We start from the raw sequence: 20929 nt of genomic DNA, 5'->3' as shown, positions 1-20929 counted from the left end.
CCGCCATATTGCCTTAAATCCCCGATCATCACCCTGATGCATGCGCTGTTTTATAAAATACAGGCTTATATGCACCTATTTCACATTTTTGGGGGTATTACTTACGGAGAATAAAAATAATGCCATATCGGGCACATTATGGGAGGAATAATTATGCCGCCAAGAACAAAAAAAGATGTAGAAACAGAAGTAAACAACAGAATGGTAGATTTTAGGGAAAAAAATGATCACAAGGGCTTCGTGGACTATATGGAGACTATTCTTGACCTTAACATGGTAGCAGGTCAGCTTGACCCTGAAAATGCGGAAAACAATGAGCATTATTTTGCGTATGATAAAATGCTGAATCTTCTTGCACCTATGGTTTTTAACGATGAGTCCAGGGATTTTTATGTTCGGGTACGTGCAGAGATAGCAAAAAGAGCTATTGATGAGCACGTCAGGTTTATCAACAAGAGCAAGGAACTCGAAAAGCGTGTATTAAACGAAGAGATCGAGGACGCTGAGTATTTAAAACACGATAAAAAGCTTCTCGCAAAGACGGGCCTTGCACTGGGCTTTGATGGCAGAAGGGTATATGATCTGCAATGCTTTGACGGTATGTCAAGAGCAGCATTAGTAGCAGAGGGAATGGCTGAAATAGACATAAATGAGTATTATAATGTCATTGAAGAATCGACAAAGCTGTTAAAAGAACACCCCAGTGTTCCAAAGGGTGAAGAGGAGTTTTATAAAAGAGCACTTCCCGAAAATATCCCGACAAACAAGTATAAGGTCGGCAAGGGGATCGAATTTGATATAAAAAAATTAGGGCAAAAAAACCCGATCTGCGATGAGGCAGAGTATATTAAAAAGCTAAAGGGGATAAAAACCGCAGAGGAGCTTGAGGAATACCGCAAGGAGGTGCTTAAAGACAAGCAGCTGCTGCTTGATTACGAAAATGCGGCATTAAAAATGAGCCGTGAAACAAAGCCGCTTTTTGAAGAGCTTAAGGCAAAGGCTAAGGAGCCTAATTCAAAGGAGTATCAGACGCTTTATGCATCACTTGAAAACCTGGGTAATGTGGGTAATGGCCTGCGCCTTTTAGATCACGGTACCAATTCACTTGGTGATACAAAGGAATCAACTATCCGCCACTGGGTCATTGGTGCATTGCTCGATTATTTGGCTAAAAACGGTAAAGCCTTTGAAAAGGAAGACCCCGAGTTTGCAAAAAAGATACAGGATTTTGCAAACAGCAATAAGGAGCAGCTGCATGACCTCAAAACTAAAAATGTGGTATCTGTTCAAAAAAGGTTCCGCTCCTCTGTATTCCCTGTTATACAAAGCAGCAGTATGGATACGGTGCTTGCTGATATAGACGTCAGAAAAGAGCAGCTTGAAATGGAAAAATACTGCCCCGAGCAGACAGCATCGCTTAAAAAGATGAGAGAGGAATGCAGCAAGGGCAACGAGAAGATAGATACTGTAGAGGACTATATCTCAAGCGCTAGGAGAGTTCATAAGGCACTTAAATTCCTTCAGGATGATATTTCAAAGGATAATACTGAGCGTGGCGGCGGCTCGGGCAGCTACAATAACCTTGTAAGCACGCTTGATAAGCTTTCTAAAATGGACCCCGAGACCACTAAGCCCAGAGAGTATATAGCACAGATGAACTTTGCGCTCGGCGCTGCCGAGACATATGTAAGCAAGCATCAGGGCTTTGCGCACCCCTTCTCGGCCGTACTTCCAAAAGGGGCTGAGCGTTTTGATAAGGCAAGGCTTGTAAGAGATATACTTAGTCTTAAAATAAAGGAGTTTGAGGCAAAGCATTTGACAAATTGCTCATTTTTAGATAAGGATCCAAAGAAGGAATTAGAAAGCCTCAACGCTGAAAATGATGCACTTAGATTGTCCTGCAAGGCAAAGGAGCAGGAAATAAAGGAATTGACAGCCTTCAGAAAGGCAAAAGAGGAATTCACAGAGCTTGCAGCAAACACATGGCTTAAAAATAAGTTTGATGATACGCTTGCAGAGCATTTTGCACAGCATGCAGAATACACCCCCGAGCAGATACAGAATATAAAGGACACAACAAGCTTTGAGGATTATAAGAACGAAACAAAGGCACAGGTGCTCGGCAACGAGCAGTTTAAGAAATATATCGACAGCATCAAGGATAAGCAGACGCTTGAGCGCATGAACAGCTTAGCAGAGGGTGGTGGCAGAAGGCTTTATGAGAGCATAAACTCATTTTCCTACAACTCAAACGAAAAGCTCAGCTACCTTGATGAAAAGATAAAGACAGCGCAGACAAGTATCAAGGCGCACACTGATAACGGCACGAAGATAAACAATCAGAGCCTTAAGAATGACTATGCCGCAATAGCGACAGCCTACTACTACAAGCTTGTGAAAAAGGGCGGCGATAATGTAAATGACGCAGACTTTAACAAAAAGCTTGAAGAGATAAAGTCCTCAAAGATACTTGATGACATGGTCAAACAGGACAAGGGCGGCACACTCTTTGAACAGGCAACAAATGGAAAGGGGCAGAACCTCTGGGGTAATTTCTTTAGCAGGTTTGAAATGCTCAAAAAGCAAAACGATCCGTTAAATGCTCAGCAGACAAACAATACGGCAGTTAAAGAGATCGGCAAGGAAAAGACTATGATACAGTAAAATAACAGCAAAGCCTATATCGGCTGCGGTCTAAGATGCAGCGATATAGGCTTTTTCTTTTGCAAAAGAGGCTTTGCTGACTAAGTAGATGACTGTAATAAAAGATCATCACCGCACAGCTTTCCTTGCGGATCTGTGCGGTGATGGTTTGATCTGATCGTTATTTATTCATGGTGTTGATAAGCTCGCTATTTTGGGGGTGAGTCCTGCCCTGCTGCTTTATCTTTTCAGCCTCTAAATAGGCGCTCTTTGCATCTCTGAGTTTAAAAATAATGCCGTTGCCTGTTGATGAAAGTGCAGTCATTGAAAGCTCCTTTAGGTCTTCCCAGTTTGCTGCCATATCAAACATATACTTGAAATACTCGCTGTCGCTATATAGCTTCTTAGCGTTTTTTTCACATTCCTTTGACATTTTTTTGTATTCTTTTTTGTATTTTGCAAAGCCCTCATTGCCAAGCTCTTCCCTGATCTGCGATACAGTCCTTTTCTCAGGAAGATTCCACGATGACTTTGTTGAGATGAGCATTGCGGTCGCGCGCATTATTTTGTCCTTTTTTACGTTAAAGTCATTATTAGAGGTCGGCTCGCCCTCTGAAAGCACATCTCTTATATCGTTCTGATAAGGTGTTATCTCACCCGGTCTGAAATTGGCAGGGTCATAATATGCAGGCTTTAAGAGGTCGTTTTCTTGCTTTGCCTGTTTTCTTTTTTGCTCCTCTGCTGCCTTTTGCTGTTCTGCTGCCCTTTGCTGTTCTGCTGCCCTTTGCTGCTCGCGCTGCTCTACCTCTCTTGCGCGCCTTTCTATCTCCTCACTGAGATATCTGCCTTTTTCCGATGTGGAGATATACAATACCGTCTCCATAAGGTCCTTATCGGTTATGCTGTCGATCATATCCTTAAAGCCCTTGTGGTTCTTTATCGTTTCTGCTTTTTTGCTTATATTCTCTTCGGAAAACTTATTTATGCATTTTTTCATCTCATCTGCATCGTATGAGTTTGTCTTTTTGGCAAGAAGGTCATAGGTTTTCTGTGTTTCTTTTACAGCTATACCTACAGCTGTTGTTTTTGCAAGCAGCTGTGCAAATTTCTCCTTTTTCTGCGCAAAGAACTCGGCATCGCTCATATTCTCGGGCTTTTTATCATCATTGATGATGCTTTCCATTTCCTCTGTATAATTCTTGTGAGCATCGGCCGCCTTTGACATCGAGGAATCATAGTATTTTCTTTTCTTATCCATTACTTCGACAATACCGTGTTGTATGCCTATCAGCTCTGCCCTTGAATTTTTTGCCGTCAAGTTCTTTGAGGCGGGGTATAGATCGTAGGCCTTGTCAAACTCTGCAAGGTGCGCTCTGAGCTTGTTGCCTATGCTGATAGAAGCGTTATATCTTGCAGGCCCTTTTCCGAAATTGCCGTTAATTAAGCCCTTATGCTTTTTCCTGTAGTCATCGCAGGCATTTATCGCATCAACAAGGCTCTTGCGGTATTCGCTCGGCGTTGTTTCAATTCCCTTTTTGCTCCTGTTAAGAGTATCTATGGAATTTATAAAAGTATCATATGACGCTGTTCTTTTGGCTTTTCTGGTTTTGCGGTCAGCCATATCATCAAGCATTGCCTTGATCTCGCTGCCAAGCTGCTTATCACCGCGAATTTTATCTACCGCCTCTGCATATGCGTTTATGGCATCTACCTTTTTGCTGTATTGCCTGTATTGCTTATGCATATTGGGATTTACTTGATATGCGTTAAGATCGGATTTCTTATGCTGTATCGCCGTTATATGCTCCATCAAGCTTTCAGGAGTAAAAAAGATTGAATCTAAATTATCGTATTTATCACGTAAAGCTTTATAGTGATTGTTGTAATTGTGCAGATTAACTTCAGATCTGTTTTTAGCAAATGAAAGTGCAGCATTTGCGGCATTTTCATCAATGCCTTTAAATGCCTCAGCCTTTTCCCTGACCTGGTTTAATGCGTATTTTGCTGCGTTGCTGCTAAAGGGTTGAGGCGATCTGAGCGCTTCTGTACCGTCAAAGGCAATTCCATACCATTCTATACCCTTAGAGATCGCCTTGAGCAGGTTGACAGCTTCCATAAGCTCTTTGTATTCCTTAGTTTTCTTGGCTTCCTCAGAGGTGCTGTCTTCTAATGTCTTGCTTAGGTCTTTTGCCCCGTTTTCCGTATCAAAAAAGCCCTGCTGATATATTTTGATATGCTCACATTCCTTAGCCGTCGTTTTTTCAAGCTTATCAAGTTCTTCGGTGGTGTTTGCATCAATAAGAAGCTTATAGTTTGCAGGGTATTTGGTGAAACGTGACTGCCCGGGCTTGTAATTTTCATTAAACGTAAAGCCTTCTATGGGAACCAAACGCTGGACCTGCCCGATAAACCGTTTCATATATCTTTCTTTGTCTTTTGGGGCGATATTGGGGAAGCTGTTTTTGTAGCTCTCCATTTCCTGGTCTTTTTGATCAACGAGCTCATTATGTACGAATTGTTCCCATTTAGGATCATTTGCTAAAGCTATTCCGAATGTAAGGTAGGCAGATTTGTTTGCACGCAGCTTGGGTGTGAAATCAGACTGTGTAATGACGATACCTGCGGAAAGCTTTTCACGTGCCTTGTCATTTTCTACATACTTTAATTCCTCTATCTCACCGTTTTTTATCTGCTCTGCGACCTTATCAGCCTCTTGGCCTGCCTCCATAAAGGTACGAACGTCATATCTCGTAAAAGCCTTGCCTATCTCGAGTACATTTGCTTTTGACTTTTCGTCAAACTGCTGGAGTATCTCGTCATAGAACTCATTTACTGTATCATATAAAGACATATCATCATGGTTTGTGCTGAGTGTCAGCGTCTGCTCGCAGATATACTGCACCAGCGCATCATAATTCCCCGCTTTGTTAAGGTCTTTAAGCTTTTTTAACATATTCTGATTGATTTGCTTTGGCATAATAAACTCTCCTTTTAGTGTTTTTTGGTTTTATATATAATACCTTTCAAAATGTGATTCGGGTGCAAAAAGCGTTGATTTTTTAAAATGTATAAATTTTCAATGCGAAAATTGCACCCAAAAAGCAAATATACGGGTATTAATTATAAAAGGATAAAACAGGAGGAATTACCATGATAGATCTTAAAACCTTAAAAGAGCTTGAACAAAAAGGAAACTACAAAGCGATAGTTGATATCGCAACGGATATTTTTGTAAGAATGACCTTGAAGGACCCCAAGGCTGATGAGGAAAAGGCTATACTTGAAAGCTATATAAACAGCTTTGAGGTGCCCGAGAATGGCAATGCTATGTCAGAAACCCAGAGCATGATATTTGAGGGCGTTCTTGATGCGCTTTGCGAAAAGCAGGGCAATGCTATAATAGCTGCCGAAAAGGAGATAAGAAATGCAGAAAAGATCATCAAGGACGGCGAGATTGACGAGCTTTCGCTTGTTAAGGACGACCCGAGATCGGCCAAAAAGCTTGCGGAGAGCTATGCCTATTCGCAGACAGCTGCGGGTATCGAGGTCAATGCGATGCGGCTGATCTTTTTACTTATGAATAAGTGTACTATAGACGGTGGAGGAGATCAGAGCATCAGCAAAAGGCTCGGTGAAAAAAGGATATCAACACTTAGATCTGCACTTGAATCGAATTTTGACGATATAAAGCAGGGTGAGCTTAGTGACGAAGAATATTTTGGCTTTTTATATGACAAGGCAAAGGCAGAGTTTGGCAAGGCAGGCGGCTTTGATATACACTCTACCCCCGTGGCCGAGGGTGAGGAGCTTTTTGATAGGAAAAACGCAGACCATGTAAGGATAAAGCAATATACCAATGAAGAGCTTGATAAAGCAATAAAGGAAAAGCGTGCCGTTGTTAAGCGTTTTTATGAAGATAAAAAGAATATCGCGGCGCTGGCAGATGATGCTAAAAAGCTTAAGGAGGAGCTTTTGGCAATAAATGGGCTGGATGTAAACGATAAAGCAGCAAAGCTGCTTTTAGATGAGGTGGAAAACATTACAAAGTACGGCACTAAGGAACACAGAGTGCTTATAGGCGACTCTGCTTTAGAGGAAGGCGCTGCTCGCACAAACAGTAATGTTACAAACCTTAATTCTTATAATAAAGCGCTTAAGGCACTCGGGGAGCTTGCAAACAACCTTTCCGCAGGGCATTTAGATGAAGTGGATTCCCCTGCAAAAAAAGCGGTTTTAAAGGTAGAGCAGTTTTTGAATGAGCATAAAAAGACAGCCCAGCGCATAAAAACAACAGCCCCCTACAAGCAGGGCAGCAACCCCGAGGCTGAGCTTGAAACGCTGCGCCGTGAAAAGAAAAACCGCCTTGAAACGACAGAAGCTATCAAAAAGCTTGGTGAAGTCTGCCATAAGCGTGATATGAATATAAACTCGATAGGGCTTTATACCGCCTCAGCACAGAGAGGCCTTGATATATTAGCAAATGCGGCTGAGTTTATGACATTAGACCGAAACACTCACAGCAAGCCCTCTGACAGCTACACGGCCTTTGCAAGCAGCATGGCTGACCTTGCAAAGCTCAGGGCTGAAAACACCACCCCTCAAAAGCTGCTTGAAAAGATGCAGCAGACATATGATGCCGCTGTTGTTTACGAGCGTGAGCATACGGGTTGGAAGCACCCGTTTACGGGCTACAGCGATAACGGCAAGGACAGGATACGCTACTCACAGCTTGCAAAAACTATCCTCGGTGACAAGATTGCAGAGCTTTCAGCACTTGCAGACAAGGCGAAAAATGCAGTGGGTGATAATACCCCTGCAGCCGCTGTTGCAGACCTTGAAAGCAAGAATAAGATCGTAAGAGAGAGCAGGAATAAGCTGCGTGGTGACATTAAGAAGGAAAATGAGAGCAAGCCCTTTGACCTTGATGACAAGCAGCGCATGGCATTGGGAAAGCTTGCAAGTCTAAAGGCAAAGGTCGGTAAGGGGGCTTATCCCGATAAGAATGATATTTATGAGCCGATCGCCGAGGTCATTCTTTCAATTAACCTCAAAAGGGCAGAGAATACTAAGGGCATAAAGGCAGATCAGCAGCTTTTTGATGAAGAGAAAATGGATATGCTTGACGGGCCCGAGCTTAAAAAGCTTTTTGAGAAGTACACGTCCGAGCAGATAATAAAACAGGCGGTAAATAATGGCGGTGCCGAGCTTTATGCAAACTATGCCGCTATCCACAGCTCGCTTAATAATGCTGCAAACAATGCCGATAAAAACACCGAGCCACAGCCGCAGAAAAAGCTTACAGACCTGAATGCAAGCATAAAAAAATAATAAGATAATAAATAATAGGCAATGCTGTGGCTGGGTGAATCGGTGCATACGCGGGAACAGTTATTCTTGCTTTCATAGGGGCACTCCTTTACTCTTTGCTTGGTGAAACAAGCCTTGCTATTTCAAGGACTTCGTATTCGCCGCCCTTGTAGTGGCGGTATCTTCCTTTCGGGATAGATCTTACTGCTTCTTCATAGGTCATTTGTTATTTACCTCTATTGTTATCGTTTTATATTATAACTACTCCTTGATGCTTTTTTTGACAGGGAATCATAAACGGGGATTTAGCACTTACTGACGCTGAATCGTAATTCATAAAACTGGTTCACCCATTTCGGCAGCATAACATAGCTGTTTTCAGATCTTAGGCAATACCGCACGACCATTGTATGTCAGATGCGCTGACAAATTTTTCGTCAGATTGCCTATATCCGCCGCAGTTTTACTGGCGTAAGACAAGGTGGATTTGGGCGATATGACGGAAAATTTTCAAGCATATGGCATACAAAGGCGTAAGCCGTTGGTTGTGCGGTGTTGCCCTTATTGTTTGCAGAGTATTTTTACCGACTCTTCTATCCAGTATAGCAAGAATTCGGACGATATAGTCATCACTGCTCAATGCGTCAGAAATTGGCATTGTAAAAAATGCCGTAACTGATGATAAAAAATCCATTTCACTATAAGTACGGATTTATCCCATTCGGGCTTTAGTATTTCTTCGATATTGCTCGCCGGAATGTCTTTGTCATATAACTTTGAGATCCCATAGTCTTGTTCATACATATCTCTCCATGTGAAGTCAACCAATTCATTTTTATCTAAAAGAATTGCAGCTCGACCATAAGCGTTATGGACATCATGATATCGTGTCAGGAAATAAGTGATCCTACTTTTTAAAGGCTCACATAAAAACCCGGATAATTGTCTATTAAGACCGAACCATGATTTGTAATGATTCATTATGTACCTCACAGAGTTCAATTCGCCGAGCATTCGCTTTGCCCGCATTTTACTTTTTTATTATATCACACCGACCTGAAATAGTCAATCAAATATCACCAAAAGCCTTAAATGCTTAAATGCGTATTTTTAAGGCACATTGTCTTACATAGGTCTTACATAAAAATATCGGTTTTACGCTTTAAATCGTTGACAAGCTCATCAAGCTGTGCTATACTATTATTATAGGCAGCTTGACAATTGAATACCGACAGGCAAACTCGCAAGGACGGAACAGAGTATGTGAAGATACAGCCGAAATACATCTGTTATCACAAGAGCAGAGGGCTCTGCCGGTGCAGCGGTTTGACTGCCTATCTTGTAAGCAGGATAGATGATTCTGTATGTGAGTTGATACATGAGGTCTTTGCTAATATAAAAGAATCTCCCGATGAAGCTGTGTTAAAAAAGAACTTCGACAAGGAAATGTCGAGTTACAGAGCAAAGATCACTAAGCTGGAGCATGAGCTTGGAAAGCACAGGCAGCAGCTTGAAAAGCTGGAATCCGAAGTTGCTGAAAGCCTTATGGGAAACAGCCAGTTTTCACCCGATGTGCTGAGCAAGGTAATTAAAAGCACCGAGGCAAAGATCAGCGAAACAGAAACTGCGATAGAAACTCTAAATACCGAAATGACCGGTAAAAAGAAATCAATGGAAAGCCTTAAGCCTATGTATGAGGTCTTTGTAGGCAGGGCAAGGGAATTTGATGACAGCACCATTGAAAAGAAGAAAATGATAATCTCGGCTTTGGTCAGCAAAATCGAAGTGTTTAAGGGCTACAAACTGAATGTAGAGCTTAACATGGATTATCAGGAATTCTGCGAAAATTGGGACGTGCTGAATAATAAAAGCACGATCAATGCCTAACTATTCATATTAAAATATATAGACCTAGCTGATAAGCAGGTCTATTTAAAAAATGGAATTTGCGTTATGAAGAATATGACGAGTTAGAGCACTCGGCTGTTAACCGAGTTGTCGTTGGTTCAAGTCCAACAGGGGGAGCCATATTTATCGGGCGGAAATGACGCAAATGCGTTGTTTCCGCCCGATTTTTTATTACTGTTATCGACGGGCGGTCATTGTTTGGTCTTTATTATTTTAAAACTGTAATGACCAGGTATTTTATAGTCAGCTTGCTGTATCTTTCTGTGCTGTATCATTTTTTGTTTTGATCTTGATAGCATTTGCAACGGCGTCCATTGCTGCTGCCTGTGCTGACTGAAATGAATGTAAATAACAGGTCATTGTTGTTGTAGGCTCGGAATGCCCTAAACACGCCTGAACAGTTTTTACATCGATACCGCTTTCGATCATAAGCGTGGCGTTTAAGTGCCGCCATGAATGCGGTGAACAGTAACGTATATTATTTCTCCTGCAAAACTCTTTGAGATAATCGGCAGGGGAGGTAACGTGCATAGGTGATCCGTTCCAGGTGGTGAAAAGCCTGTCTGTGACCTGCCATTTGTCACCTAAATCAATTATGTAGCTGTTCTGCCAATCTTTGTAGCGCATTAATATATCGATCAATTCGGGCTGAAGCTTTAAGCTCCTGATGCTTGATTCGGTTTTGGGTGTGTCTGTGTACATACCCTTTTCCTTTGTCCAAAGTGAATTTCGGCTGACAGTCATTATTCCTTTGTTCCAATCAAAATCCTTCCATTCAAGTCCTAAAAGCTCACCACGCCTAAGACCTGTGTAAAGCGCAAGAGTAAAAAACACTACATATTTAAAATTGCCTATAGGCTCTGAATCAAAAAGCTCAAGTATCTGCTTTATTTCTTCGACTGTGTATATTTTACGTTCTTTTCTGTCGGGTGAGGGAAGTGTAATATTTTTACATGGATTGTCCTTGATCATCTGCATTTTTATCGCATAGTCAAAAATCGTCGATACAAGCGATAAGTGCAGTTTTACAGTTTTGGAGGATAATTTCTTTTCGGAATTATTGCCGCACTTCATTTCACAAAGCTCATTAACAAATCTCTGAACATGACGTGGCGTTATCTTGTCAAGCCTTAAATGCCCGAGTGCTTTGTATATGCGGGGTTCTAAATAGTGATAGCCCCTTATCGTCTGCGCTTTGAGTTTTTTATCAGCATATTCTTTAAACCATTGCTTTGCAAATTCTTCAAACTTTATAGTTGCTATGACATTCCCTTGCAGACATTCCTCTTCAAAAAGCACGATCTGTCTTTGTAATTCTTTTTCGATCTGCCTTGCGCTCATTCCCTCATCCGGTTTCCATGATTTTGATTGTATTACCTGCTTTCCGTGTACGTCATACCCGCACGATACCTTTATTCTGTAAGAGTTTCCTCGTTTTGTCACGTTTGCCATAAAACATCTCTCCTTTTGATGTGTAGATTTTATGGCGTGTTCCGTTATATTTAGTTTAGCACTTTAAATCGAGATTGTCAAGAGTGTGTAATCGGAACACGCCATTTTTTCTAACGCCTTTTGTTCGGTTTCTTTTTGGTTTTCTGTGTTTCGTTTTCTTTACGCTGTCTTTCCTCTTCAACGAGTTTGGAGATATAATCACCACGAGATATTTCATTGTAAGTATCCCGAATATCCAAATACTCCTTCAGTTTCTTCAGACATTTCTCACCCTTATTCTTTTCATACTCTTTTCTCAACCTCAGAATCCTCCCTTCCAGATCACCGATTGATGAAATATGATCCTTATTGATGACAGCCAGCATCTCCGAGAGTTTGTAAACATCAACTTGATTTTTAATAGGCTCTGCAAAAACCTGAATCATACCTATTCTCGTATTGACTGACTCCTCGGTGTAGTCCTCCCCCAGCTTCCACAAGCTGACCGACCGCTGCTGCCCTGGGGCTTTTATCAGAATGTTCTTATCACGCTTGATCGTAAAGCCAAGCCTTTCAAGTTCAGCAAGCAGATCATCAAAGCTGCTGACGCTGGGTATCAAGCTGTCAATTGCTTTTCTGATTTGCTCTTTCCATGACGTGCCGTTCTTTTTATGCTGCCATTCGGAGTAGTTTAGCGACCTACCCTCGTTCTCAAAGTTGAGGGCAGGAGTAATGCCAAACGCTCTGCACACCCCGTTCGTGACCTCACGCATTTTTCTGACCGAAGCCTTGTTGTCATAAAACCGCTTGCCTGTGAGCGAGTACGAATTTATCAAGATATGATTGTGAACGTGATCGGTGTTGACGTGCGTGGCGATGACCGCCTGCACATCGTCGCCAAACATCTTGCGGACAAATGCCATACCTATCTTGTGGGCAAGCTCGGGCGTGACGTTCTCGGAATCCGAAAAACTCATTATGTAGTGTATCGCCTTGACAGGACTTTTGCCGCTTTTGCTCGGAGGGGCATCATAGCTGCGCCTTGCGTACTGCTCGTAAACCGCCTTCATCTGCGTGTAGGCGAAATCGGGCTCGGTCATGCAATTCAGCGAGATCGTCAAAACTCGCTCGTCGGTTTTGTCAGGGTTCAGTATGTAAGTCAGCGCTTGCTTGACATTACGGTGGACAGCCACAGATTTACAGTACGGCAAAGTTCGCTCACCTCCTGACGGAGCTTTTCAATATCCTCGGCATAAATGCTGCACGTTTCGTTGGCTTTCTTCGCCACCTGATTGATATTTCTTGATATGACCCTCATGCCGTTTAGTAGCGGTGCAAGCTCTTTTAGATTTATTTTTTTCACCTCACCATTTAGTGACATCGCCCTAATAAAAGTAGAGGTCTTCAAGTGACAAGCCTTAGCCTTTTCCTCAATTTGTGCCCACTCCTCAGCTGAATACACTATCTCCTTGCGGCGGAGCGTTTTGTTTTTTCTTGCTATTTTCATCAATCCTTTCTTTTTGATTATCGTTCTAATGGCTCACTTTTCCGAGCCTGCGTTTAGGGCTGCAAAGCCTCTAAACACCGCAGAGGTCAACCACGTTGATCTCTGCGGGAAAGTGCCGGTATTTTGCCGGGACTTTCTGTACTTGCGTAATTATGAAAATTGGAAATTCAAATAAACGCATTTACACGTTCTGTCCTGCCGTCCTTGGCAGGGTCGATTTTTTGCGTTCAATTTGCTACTCCAAGATACTTTAGCAGTGACGCTTTGCTCACCAATATCTTGCCACGCACACCGCTGCCTGCACGAACATAGGCGACCTTGTCTTGTGCAACAAGCTGTCGAACCGTATGCTCGGATAAGCCATTTACAAGTGCAGCACACTCCTTGACGGTGAGCATTTCAAGAGGCTGAGATTCGCTCGATTGAGGTTTTGGTTCTGGCTTGGGCGACTGCGATTCGATAAGCCGCTCCAATAGCAGGACTACCTGCGAAATGATCTGCTGCTTTTCAGTTAAATTCAAATGTCATTCTCCTCTCTGATTTTTATTTTGTATGGTTTTAATGCACGCTGCTGTTCCCTCCTTTCGGGTCTGGACGGTTTGGGTGTGTGACAATGCACTTTTTTCTTCTGCTGGCGAGGCAGGAAGAAATATGTGCCTTTCATAAGTTAATTCTGAATGACAAACGGAAAAGTTAATGGGCTTTTGTAAAAATCGTAGGGTTGCATAAATGGCAAATGTAAGGGTGTGAAGTTATTACAGAATATGTACAAGAAGTGGCGAATGCAGCATAGCCTTCATAAGTAACGACACTTTGAGCCGTTTTTATAAGCGGTTTCGGGAAAGTTGTAATGTTTATCTCTGTATTCAACAATTCCGACCTGTGAAAAATGTATGGTTTGCATATAGATGCTGCGGCGTAGTCGCTCTACCTTTCTGAACATGGTCTTTATTGTGACACAGTGAAACCTTCTTTCATAAGACAATCCCATTAAGTCACCCCATTCCCGCCAGCACTCCACTTATAAAAATACAATAAAACTCTAATATAAGGATATCAAGGCGCAGCAAAGCTGACGGTCATTTTGCCGCCTGAAAAAATATGAATTTCTCGGTCAGGCTATCCTGTAATTAAAATACACGTCCCGCCTTGCACCCTTTATTCGTGGTTTGTCTCGTCCTTTTCGGATCGGCAGTATGAATGCTGATATGAGTGCAGAAATGTCAGACTGAATAACCTTCCCCGATAAAAAGTTTCTGCATATCTGCACCGCCTGAGAAAGGTTTATCCTGTAGGCGTATTTCCTGCCATTTTTTGAACGCTTGATATCAACTTGACCTGTGATAAGCTGGCAAAAGTTGTACATCACCATTCTTGCATATATTTCCTGAAGTACACTGTCGGTTTTCTTAGAGTGATAATAATTCAGACCTATCGTGTGTTTCAGATCTCTGAATGATGTTTCTATCCCCCAGCGCATACCGTAGAGCTTTTTGATCTCAATAGGCGGAAACTTTTCCTTCGGCAGATTTGTCATTATGACCTCATATTTTTCCTTGACCTTAAAGCGGACTATTCTTATCGGCAGCTCATAAAACTGTGGAGGAGCAGTGCGGTCAAAGCTTCTTGGAAGATAATCAAATGCAGTTGTGATATGCTTTATCCTGTGATCATTATTCATCATTTCTTTGATATCTTGAGTATATCTTCTGGTTAATTGCAGCGTTATGCACTCATCAAAAAATCTGTCCGGCAGACCAAGTCCGGCAGCAATACCTCTGCTGTCAATATCCTGTACCCTTATCAGAAACCTGTGCCCCGATTCGATAATATGCGCCATATCATTGTATGACTCGTATCCTCTGTCAGCAATAAAAATGATAGGGATATCGTCATTTCGGTGCTTTTCGACCATTTCGATAAATGCCTCTCTTTCATCGCAGTTACGCTTTTTCTTGATCACAACATCTGTATATGTATGCCGCAAAAGGTCATACATGGCGTTGATGTGAAACAGATTGTAGTGCCTGCCGTTTGGATTAGAAAAATATGATGCCCGGTCATCGGGATTGGTAGGCACATGAGAATCAGAGCCGTCAACAGCAAAAAGACGGTAGCCCTTATACAGATATTTTTTCTTGTTATCCGTAGTCGCTGAAACCAATCGGTCAAACAGAGCTTCAAACGCAGATGGCTTTATCTTAGCCCGAGCCTGAACAAAGGCAGAAGGCGTAGGGGTATTCTTTTTGAAATCAAAATACGGCAGCAACTCGTGAGAGAGCGATCTGTCTTCCATAAGAAGCAGAGCCTTGAAAATATCCCGGGGCTTGAATTTGCCTTTTCGGGTAAAATTGCTTTTTGATGAAACGAAAAATTCATCACGCTGCGAACAGATAACGTCAATAATATCCCATAAAGTTTTTCTCAATCTTCCTGCATATTTCATAATGAAAACCTCCTTGAAACGGTAAAAACTATACCTATTTAAAAGGGTTTAATTGCCGCAGGCAATTAAACCGCAGATTTTCATCAATTTGTCAAGTGGTTTTCTGTAAAGTTTTCATTTTGTACATATTTCGGTTGACTTAATGGGATTGTTTCATAAGACAATCCCATTAAGTCACCCCATTCCCGCCAGCACTCCACTTATAAAAATACAATAAAACTCTAATATAAGGATATCAAGGCGCAGCAAAGCTGACGGTCATTTTGCCGCCTGAAAAAATATGAATTTCTCGGTCAGGCTATCCTGTAATTAAAATACACGTCCCGCCTTGCACCCTTTATTCGTGGTTTGTCTCGTCCTTTTCGGATCGGCAGTATGAATGCTGATATGAGTGCAGAAATGTCAGACTGAATAACCTTCCCCGATAAAAAGTTTCTGCATATCTGCACCGCCTGAGAAAGGTTTATCCTGTAGGCGTATTTCCTGCCATTTTTTGAACGCTTGATATCAACTTGACCTGTGATAAGCTGGCAAAAGTTGTACATCACCATTCTTGCATATATTTCCTGAAGTACACTGTCGGTTTTCTTAGAGTGATAATAATTCAGACCTATCGTGTGTTTCAGATCTCTGAATGATGTTTCTATCCCCCAGCGCATACCGTAGAGCTTTTTGATCTCAATAGGCGGAAACTTTTCCTTCGGCAGATTTGTCATTATGACCTCATATTTTTCCTTGACCTTAAAGCGGACTATTCTTATCGGCAGCTCATAAAACTGTGGAGGAGCAGTGCGGTCAAAGCTTCTTGGAAGATAATCAAATGCAGTTGTGATATGCTTTATCCTGTGATCATTATTCATCATTTCTTTGATATCTTGAGTATATCTTCTGGTTAATTGCAGCGTTATGCACTCATCAAAAAATCTGTCCGGCAGACCAAGTCCGGCAGCAATACCTCTGCTGTCAATATCCTGTACCCTTATCAGAAACCTGTGCCCCGATTCGATAATATGCGCCATATCATTGTATGACTCGTATCCTCTGTCAGCAATAAAAATGATAGGGATATCGTCATTTCGGTGCTTTTCGACCATTTCGATAAATGCCTCTCTTTCATCGCAGTTACGCTTTTTCTTGATCACAACATCTGTATATGTATGCCGCAAAAGGTCATACATGGCGTTGATGTGAAACAGATTGTAGTGCCTGCCGTTTGGATTAGAAAAATATGATGCCCGGTCATCGGGATTGGTAGGCACATGAGAATCAGAGCCGTCAACAGCAAAAAGACGGTAGCCCTTATACAGATATTTTTTCTTGTTATCCGTAGTCGCTGAAACCAATCGGTCAAACAGAGCTTCAAACGCAGATGGCTTTATCTTAGCCCGAGCCTGAACAAAGGCAGAAGGCGTAGGGGTATTCTTTTTGAAATCAAAATACGGCAGCAACTCGTGAGAGAGCGATCTGTCTTCCATAAGAAGCAGAGCCTTGAAAATATCCCGGGGCTTGAATTTGCCTTTTCGGGTAAAATTGCTTTTTGATGAAACGAAAAATTCATCACGCTGCGAACAGATAACGTCAATAATATCCCATAAAGTTTTTCTCAATCTTCCTGCATATTTCATAATGAAAACCTCCTTGAAACGGTAAAAACTATACCTATTTAAAAGGGTTTAATTGCCGCAGGCAATTAAACCGCAGATTTTCATCAATTTGTCAAGTGGTTTTCTGTAAAGTTTTCATTTTGTACATATTTCGGTTGACTTAATGGGATTGTTTCATAAGACACTACATAATGCGGCATATTTTTAAGTGATATTTTGCTTTCCAAAAATATTTTCTCCGAATTCAACAAATCAGCCCTATGTAAAATGTGTGACTTGCACAGCATTTTGATTAAAGAGGGCTCTGGCGGTTTGATAAAGATAAATTTTCATTGAGAATAAAAGCCTCTCACTTATACCTAGGATTTCGGGCGAAAAGTTAAGGCAAAGCTGCCCTCGTTTACAAAATATTTAGATTTGCAATAGAATTACATCCTTATAAAACAGAAACATGAGAAAGTAATGATCTTATACTTGCTAATCAATAATTTTTATGCTACAATGTAAGTGATCATTATTGGTTCAAAAGGAAGTGAAAACGCAATGCTTTCAGCTTGTATGGCGCTAATTGACAGTAAGGCGCAGAGAGAAGAATTTGAAATATTCTATAATGATAATAAAAACCTCGGGTACTCAAAGGCATATTCCATTCTGCATGACGAGCAGGCGGCGGAGGACGCTTTGTCCGAGGCGTTTTTGCGACTTGCTAAATGTTTTCAAAAAGTTCACAATTTATCTTCTCACAAATTACTGTCCTATTTCGTTATAATTGTCAAGAACGTTGCAATTGATATGCTCAGACATTCAGGCAGCGTTAACGAAATAAGGTTTGATGATGAGATCGACTATTCGGACTCTGAGATCGAGGACGTTAATATCGAAAGGCTTGAGGAATGCATTAAAAGGCTCTCGGAGGCTGACAGAGAGCTGCTTTATCTTCGTTATGAGCTGGAGCTTTCTCATATTGATATTGCAAAGAGCTTCGGTATAACAGAAGCTGCATCAAGACAGCGGCTGAGACACGCTAAAGCCAAACTCAAAGCCGAGCTTTTAAAGGAGTGAGATGATTTGGATAACAGAATTCTTTGCGCCGCATTGTCAAATGTGTGCGAGGAGGAGCTTCTCGGTTTTTGCGGGGAGAGTGCTTATGAAGAGCACAGATTCTCAAAGGGCTTTGAAGAAAAAATGCGCAACATTATTCACCCGAAAGAACCCGTTAATGTCAAAAAGCGTATAAGGCTTGCATTTGTTGCTGCGGCGATACTGGCGGCAGGCTTTCTGCTCGGTATGTCATCGGGCGGCAAATGGGGCTTTGACATAAACAAGAATGAAGACGGCGTTTATGCGAGCTTCAATGTTGATTCCGTCAAGGATGCCAAAAAGAAAGTCACCGACCGCTACGAGCTTGGCTTTGTGCCGCAGGGATACGAGCAGATCGAGGAATACATCCAGCCCTTCGGGCAAAGCATCTCATATATTTATGCAAAGGACACGGGCAGCGATGATGACTGGCAGACTGTCAGCTTTTGCTGCTGCACGCCCTATAATTACCGGAATATTCTTTTAGGCGACGAGGGCAAAAGAAGCATTATCGTTGAGGACGGCATTCAGTATTACATCGCCGAGCCGAGCGAGGGCTACACCGCCGTTATATGGTACCAGGACGGCTATGTAATGGTCGTTTCGGGCACAGTAGACAAAAACGAAGCACTTGATTTGTGCAGATCGGTGAAAATCAAAGAGGAATGATATTTTTTTCTCACGTTTTGGGTGGGGGTTACGTTTATATGGGTGCAGGGTCATAAGGCTCTGCGCCTATTTTGATGTTTGAATACAAATTATGGAGGCATATTTATGCGTACAATGAAAACAATATTTGCCGTTGCAGGATTGATATTCCTGACTTCGTGTTCGTTTACAGAAGACCCCAAATCAGTTTTGCCTGATGATGTGTCTTTTTCAAAATGTGATGAGATACTGAATAATTCTGATGAAATAATTAGTAAAAGCTATAAGCCATTCTCGTTTGATGAAAACTGCACAGTTATCGGTGATAGTAATGTATATAAGCTTACTCTCGGATATTGTGACCCCGATATGGATAAAGCCAAACTTAAAGAAAAAGGCGAGAAAATAGCTAAGGAACTTGAAGGAGATGCTTTTGATACTACTCTTGGCAGTATAGTATCGGATTTCAGATATGAATACAGATCTGATGATTCATATTACGGAACAGACCTGTATGACGGGCTGTATATAGGAGACGAAAGCATACTTGACGGCTATTTGCAGGCAAAAGGTGAAAACAGCTTTAGTGATTTTTATGATTTTGATAAATGCACGCTAAATGATGTTTGCAGCATTAAGTCAAATAAGCTGCTGGAAGCATTAAACGACTGCAAGGGCAAATTTACGCTTGAGCCTAAATACTTATTTAAATACCAAAACAATGATGAACACCTATATATCTATGGAGCATACAACTACAACGGAATAAATATAGATTACAATATTTCTCCAAATCTGAATGAGAGCGACAAAGAGAATGTGTTCTTTCTTGATTCATCATATGATATGATACTGAATGAAAACGGCGAGCCACAAGTATTCTGGTCTTCTTCACGCACACCGAGAGTTGTTTCCGAGGAGAAGATAACAGAGCTGATCTCGTTTGAGGGCGCAGTTAATATTCTTAACAGCGAGCTTGCAGAGAATTCTGGATATGTGTTTGATAAATGTGAGCTTATGTATTGCTATATAAAAACTCAACCTGTTATTGAAATTGATGACTTTGTACCAAACGCCGCAGAAACATTTGAGTATGAACCTACATGGGTGTTTTATATAAAGCAGGATGAAAAGAACTTTGCAAACTATAATTCTCCGTCAACAATAAGAGTAAATGCTCTGACCGGGAATACCACTATTGCTATATATAATTAGGAGTATAAAAGAATGAACAAAACGTCTTTATGTATTATCTGTATGATTTTGGCTTTGTGCCTTTGCGCCTGCTCTGTTTCGGATAACAGCAGCACATCAGAAAGTACCGAAAGCAAGACTATTTCATCTCAGCCTGAAAAGTCGAAAGAAAATAACAAGGAGATAATCCGTCAAAATGTTGATGTGGTTTCCTTTAAAGATGATACATTAACCGTGCTTGCAGACAATAGCGAAATGGCATTTGACACAAAGCCCTATTATGAAAAGACGGGGCTTAAATCTCTTGACAGCGCTGTTATAAACAACAGCTGTGGCATTCCGATCAAGGCAGAAATATCCTATTACAAAGAAGACAATGTGCTGGTAGGGCTTGATGTGATAAAACCAAACGGCAAAGAATTGTCAGGAGAGTTTAATATAAAAAGCATTGCAGACAACATAGCTTTAATAGAGCAGCAGGGAAATGAATATCAGGCAGATATAAAATCACTTGCAGGTGACGGATATGCAGTTTTTGATGACGAACGACTAAAACGGCCATACAGTCTTATAGGTATAGTTTTTTCTGATACCGATAAATGTGTTGTAACAAGTATGCTACCGTTTTCAGATGAAAAAGACGGCATAAAGAATTACGGCACAGAGGAAAGCGATATCATACCCAAATACATCTGTGCCCAAGTAAAAAGCAAAGACGGAGCAGTCGTTACGGCAACAAGAAACGATAACGGACAAGATGTCGTTTTTACAGCAGCAATGTATCCTGACGGGGTTTCATTTGATAACGGTGAACACATTTTTTACGCACCGCTTGGCGGCAGTGACGCTGACGAAAAGACAAGCGAACATACCATGTGTGTTATTCTTCCGGCAGGAGATATAACGGGCGAGATCATTTATACATCGACACAGGACAAAACGCCTGCAATATATATTTCATATAACGGCGAGCAGATCAAGCTTGAAACACAGACGATAATCGACAAAAACGGCAAGCAGATAGATATAAATAACTTAAAGTCCGGTATGAGCGTTACGGTCAATGCTGATGATATTCGGTATATGGGCTCGGTTTATGACAAGTGTTATTATGTTAATAGTGTGATGGTGGAATGACACATATAACGATGAGAAAATGGA

Annotated in this window: 15 protein-coding genes; 7 read left to right on the top strand and 8 right to left on the bottom strand. The window is 41.5% G+C overall.

Annotated features, from left to right (window positions below; genetic code table 11):
• Positions 1 to 153 precede the first annotated feature (153 nt).
• Positions 154 to 2664: a hypothetical protein gene (locus CD05_RS0108915; RefSeq protein WP_028510220.1), complete on the top strand. Its 2511-nt coding sequence runs from the start codon at positions 154 to 156 to the stop codon at positions 2662 to 2664.
• A 160-nt stretch (positions 2665 to 2824) separates the two neighbouring features.
• Here the strand turns inward: CD05_RS0108915 and CD05_RS0108910 are convergent, their stop codons facing one another.
• The gene (locus CD05_RS0108910; RefSeq protein WP_028510219.1) at positions 2825 to 5620 is read right to left on the bottom strand and encodes a hypothetical protein; all 2796 of its coding nucleotides are present in this window, start codon (positions 5618 to 5620) and stop codon (positions 2825 to 2827) included.
• Positions 5621 to 5793: 173 nt separating this feature from the next.
• Between CD05_RS0108910 and CD05_RS0108905 the strand changes: the two genes are divergently transcribed.
• Entirely contained in the window at positions 5794 to 7971 is a 2178-nt protein-coding gene (locus CD05_RS0108905) for a hypothetical protein (protein WP_028510218.1), read from the top strand.
• An 88-nt stretch (positions 7972 to 8059) separates the two neighbouring features.
• On the opposite strand, the gene CD05_RS20605 is transcribed toward CD05_RS0108905, so the two are convergent.
• Complete coding sequence (locus CD05_RS20605; RefSeq protein WP_156947399.1) at positions 8060 to 8173, bottom strand: DUF1653 domain-containing protein; 114 nt, start codon at positions 8171 to 8173, stop codon at positions 8060 to 8062.
• 998 nt (positions 8174 to 9171) lie between these two features.
• Between CD05_RS20605 and CD05_RS0108890 the strand changes: the two genes are divergently transcribed.
• Positions 9172 to 9837, top strand: a complete 666-nt coding sequence (locus tag CD05_RS0108890; RefSeq protein WP_028510217.1) for a hypothetical protein — start codon at positions 9172 to 9174, stop codon at positions 9835 to 9837.
• Positions 9838 to 10101: 264 nt separating this feature from the next.
• Here the strand turns inward: CD05_RS0108890 and CD05_RS0108885 are convergent, their stop codons facing one another.
• The 6 genes from CD05_RS0108885 to CD05_RS0108860 form a co-directional block, all read right to left on the bottom strand.
• A complete protein-coding gene (locus CD05_RS0108885) occupies positions 10102 to 11310 on the bottom strand; it encodes a tyrosine-type recombinase/integrase (protein ID WP_028510216.1) in 1209 nt (402 codons plus the stop codon).
• A 110-nt stretch (positions 11311 to 11420) separates the two neighbouring features.
• Positions 11421 to 12500: a relaxase/mobilization nuclease domain-containing protein gene (locus tag CD05_RS0108880; RefSeq protein ID WP_242841246.1), complete on the bottom strand. Its 1080-nt coding sequence runs from the start codon at positions 12498 to 12500 to the stop codon at positions 11421 to 11423.
• Complete coding sequence (locus CD05_RS18025) at positions 12449 to 12796, bottom strand: plasmid mobilization relaxosome protein MobC (RefSeq protein ID WP_242841245.1); 348 nt, start codon at positions 12794 to 12796, stop codon at positions 12449 to 12451. Before CD05_RS18025 ends, CD05_RS0108880 begins: the two co-directional genes overlap by 52 nt.
• Positions 12797 to 13023: 227 nt before the next feature.
• Positions 13024 to 13317, bottom strand: a complete 294-nt coding sequence (locus CD05_RS0108870) for a helix-turn-helix domain-containing protein (RefSeq protein WP_028510214.1) — start codon at positions 13315 to 13317, stop codon at positions 13024 to 13026.
• 593 nt (positions 13318 to 13910) lie between these two features.
• Positions 13911 to 15242, bottom strand: coding sequence for an IS4 family transposase (locus CD05_RS0108865; RefSeq protein WP_028509209.1), 1332 nt, complete (start codon positions 15240 to 15242; stop codon positions 13911 to 13913).
• A 293-nt stretch (positions 15243 to 15535) separates the two neighbouring features.
• A complete protein-coding gene (locus tag CD05_RS0108860; protein ID WP_028509209.1) occupies positions 15536 to 16867 on the bottom strand; it encodes an IS4 family transposase in 1332 nt (443 codons plus the stop codon).
• A 522-nt stretch (positions 16868 to 17389) separates the two neighbouring features.
• On the opposite strand from CD05_RS0108860, the gene CD05_RS0108855 reads away from it, so the two are divergent.
• The 4 genes from CD05_RS0108855 (at position 17390) to CD05_RS0108840 (ending at position 20905) form a co-directional block, all read left to right on the top strand.
• Positions 17390 to 17908 carry a sigma-70 family RNA polymerase sigma factor gene (locus tag CD05_RS0108855; RefSeq protein WP_028510213.1) on the top strand — a complete coding sequence of 173 codons (519 nt, stop codon included), beginning with the start codon at positions 17390 to 17392 and terminating at the stop codon, positions 17906 to 17908.
• 6 nt (positions 17909 to 17914) lie between these two features.
• Entirely contained in the window at positions 17915 to 18595 is a 681-nt protein-coding gene (locus CD05_RS0108850; protein WP_028510212.1) for a DUF4367 domain-containing protein, read from the top strand.
• 105 nt (positions 18596 to 18700) lie between these two features.
• The gene (locus CD05_RS0108845) at positions 18701 to 19789 is read left to right on the top strand and encodes a hypothetical protein (RefSeq protein WP_028510211.1); all 1089 of its coding nucleotides are present in this window, start codon (positions 18701 to 18703) and stop codon (positions 19787 to 19789) included.
• 12 nt (positions 19790 to 19801) lie between these two features.
• Complete coding sequence (locus CD05_RS0108840) at positions 19802 to 20905, top strand: hypothetical protein (protein WP_028510210.1); 1104 nt, start codon at positions 19802 to 19804, stop codon at positions 20903 to 20905.
• Positions 20906 to 20929 lie beyond the last annotated feature (24 nt).

The organism is Ruminococcus sp. NK3A76 (assembly GCF_000686125.1).
Classification (GTDB): Bacteria; Bacillota; Clostridia; order Oscillospirales; family Ruminococcaceae; genus NK3A76.
This window is presented reverse-complemented; position numbering and strand designations above follow the sequence as displayed.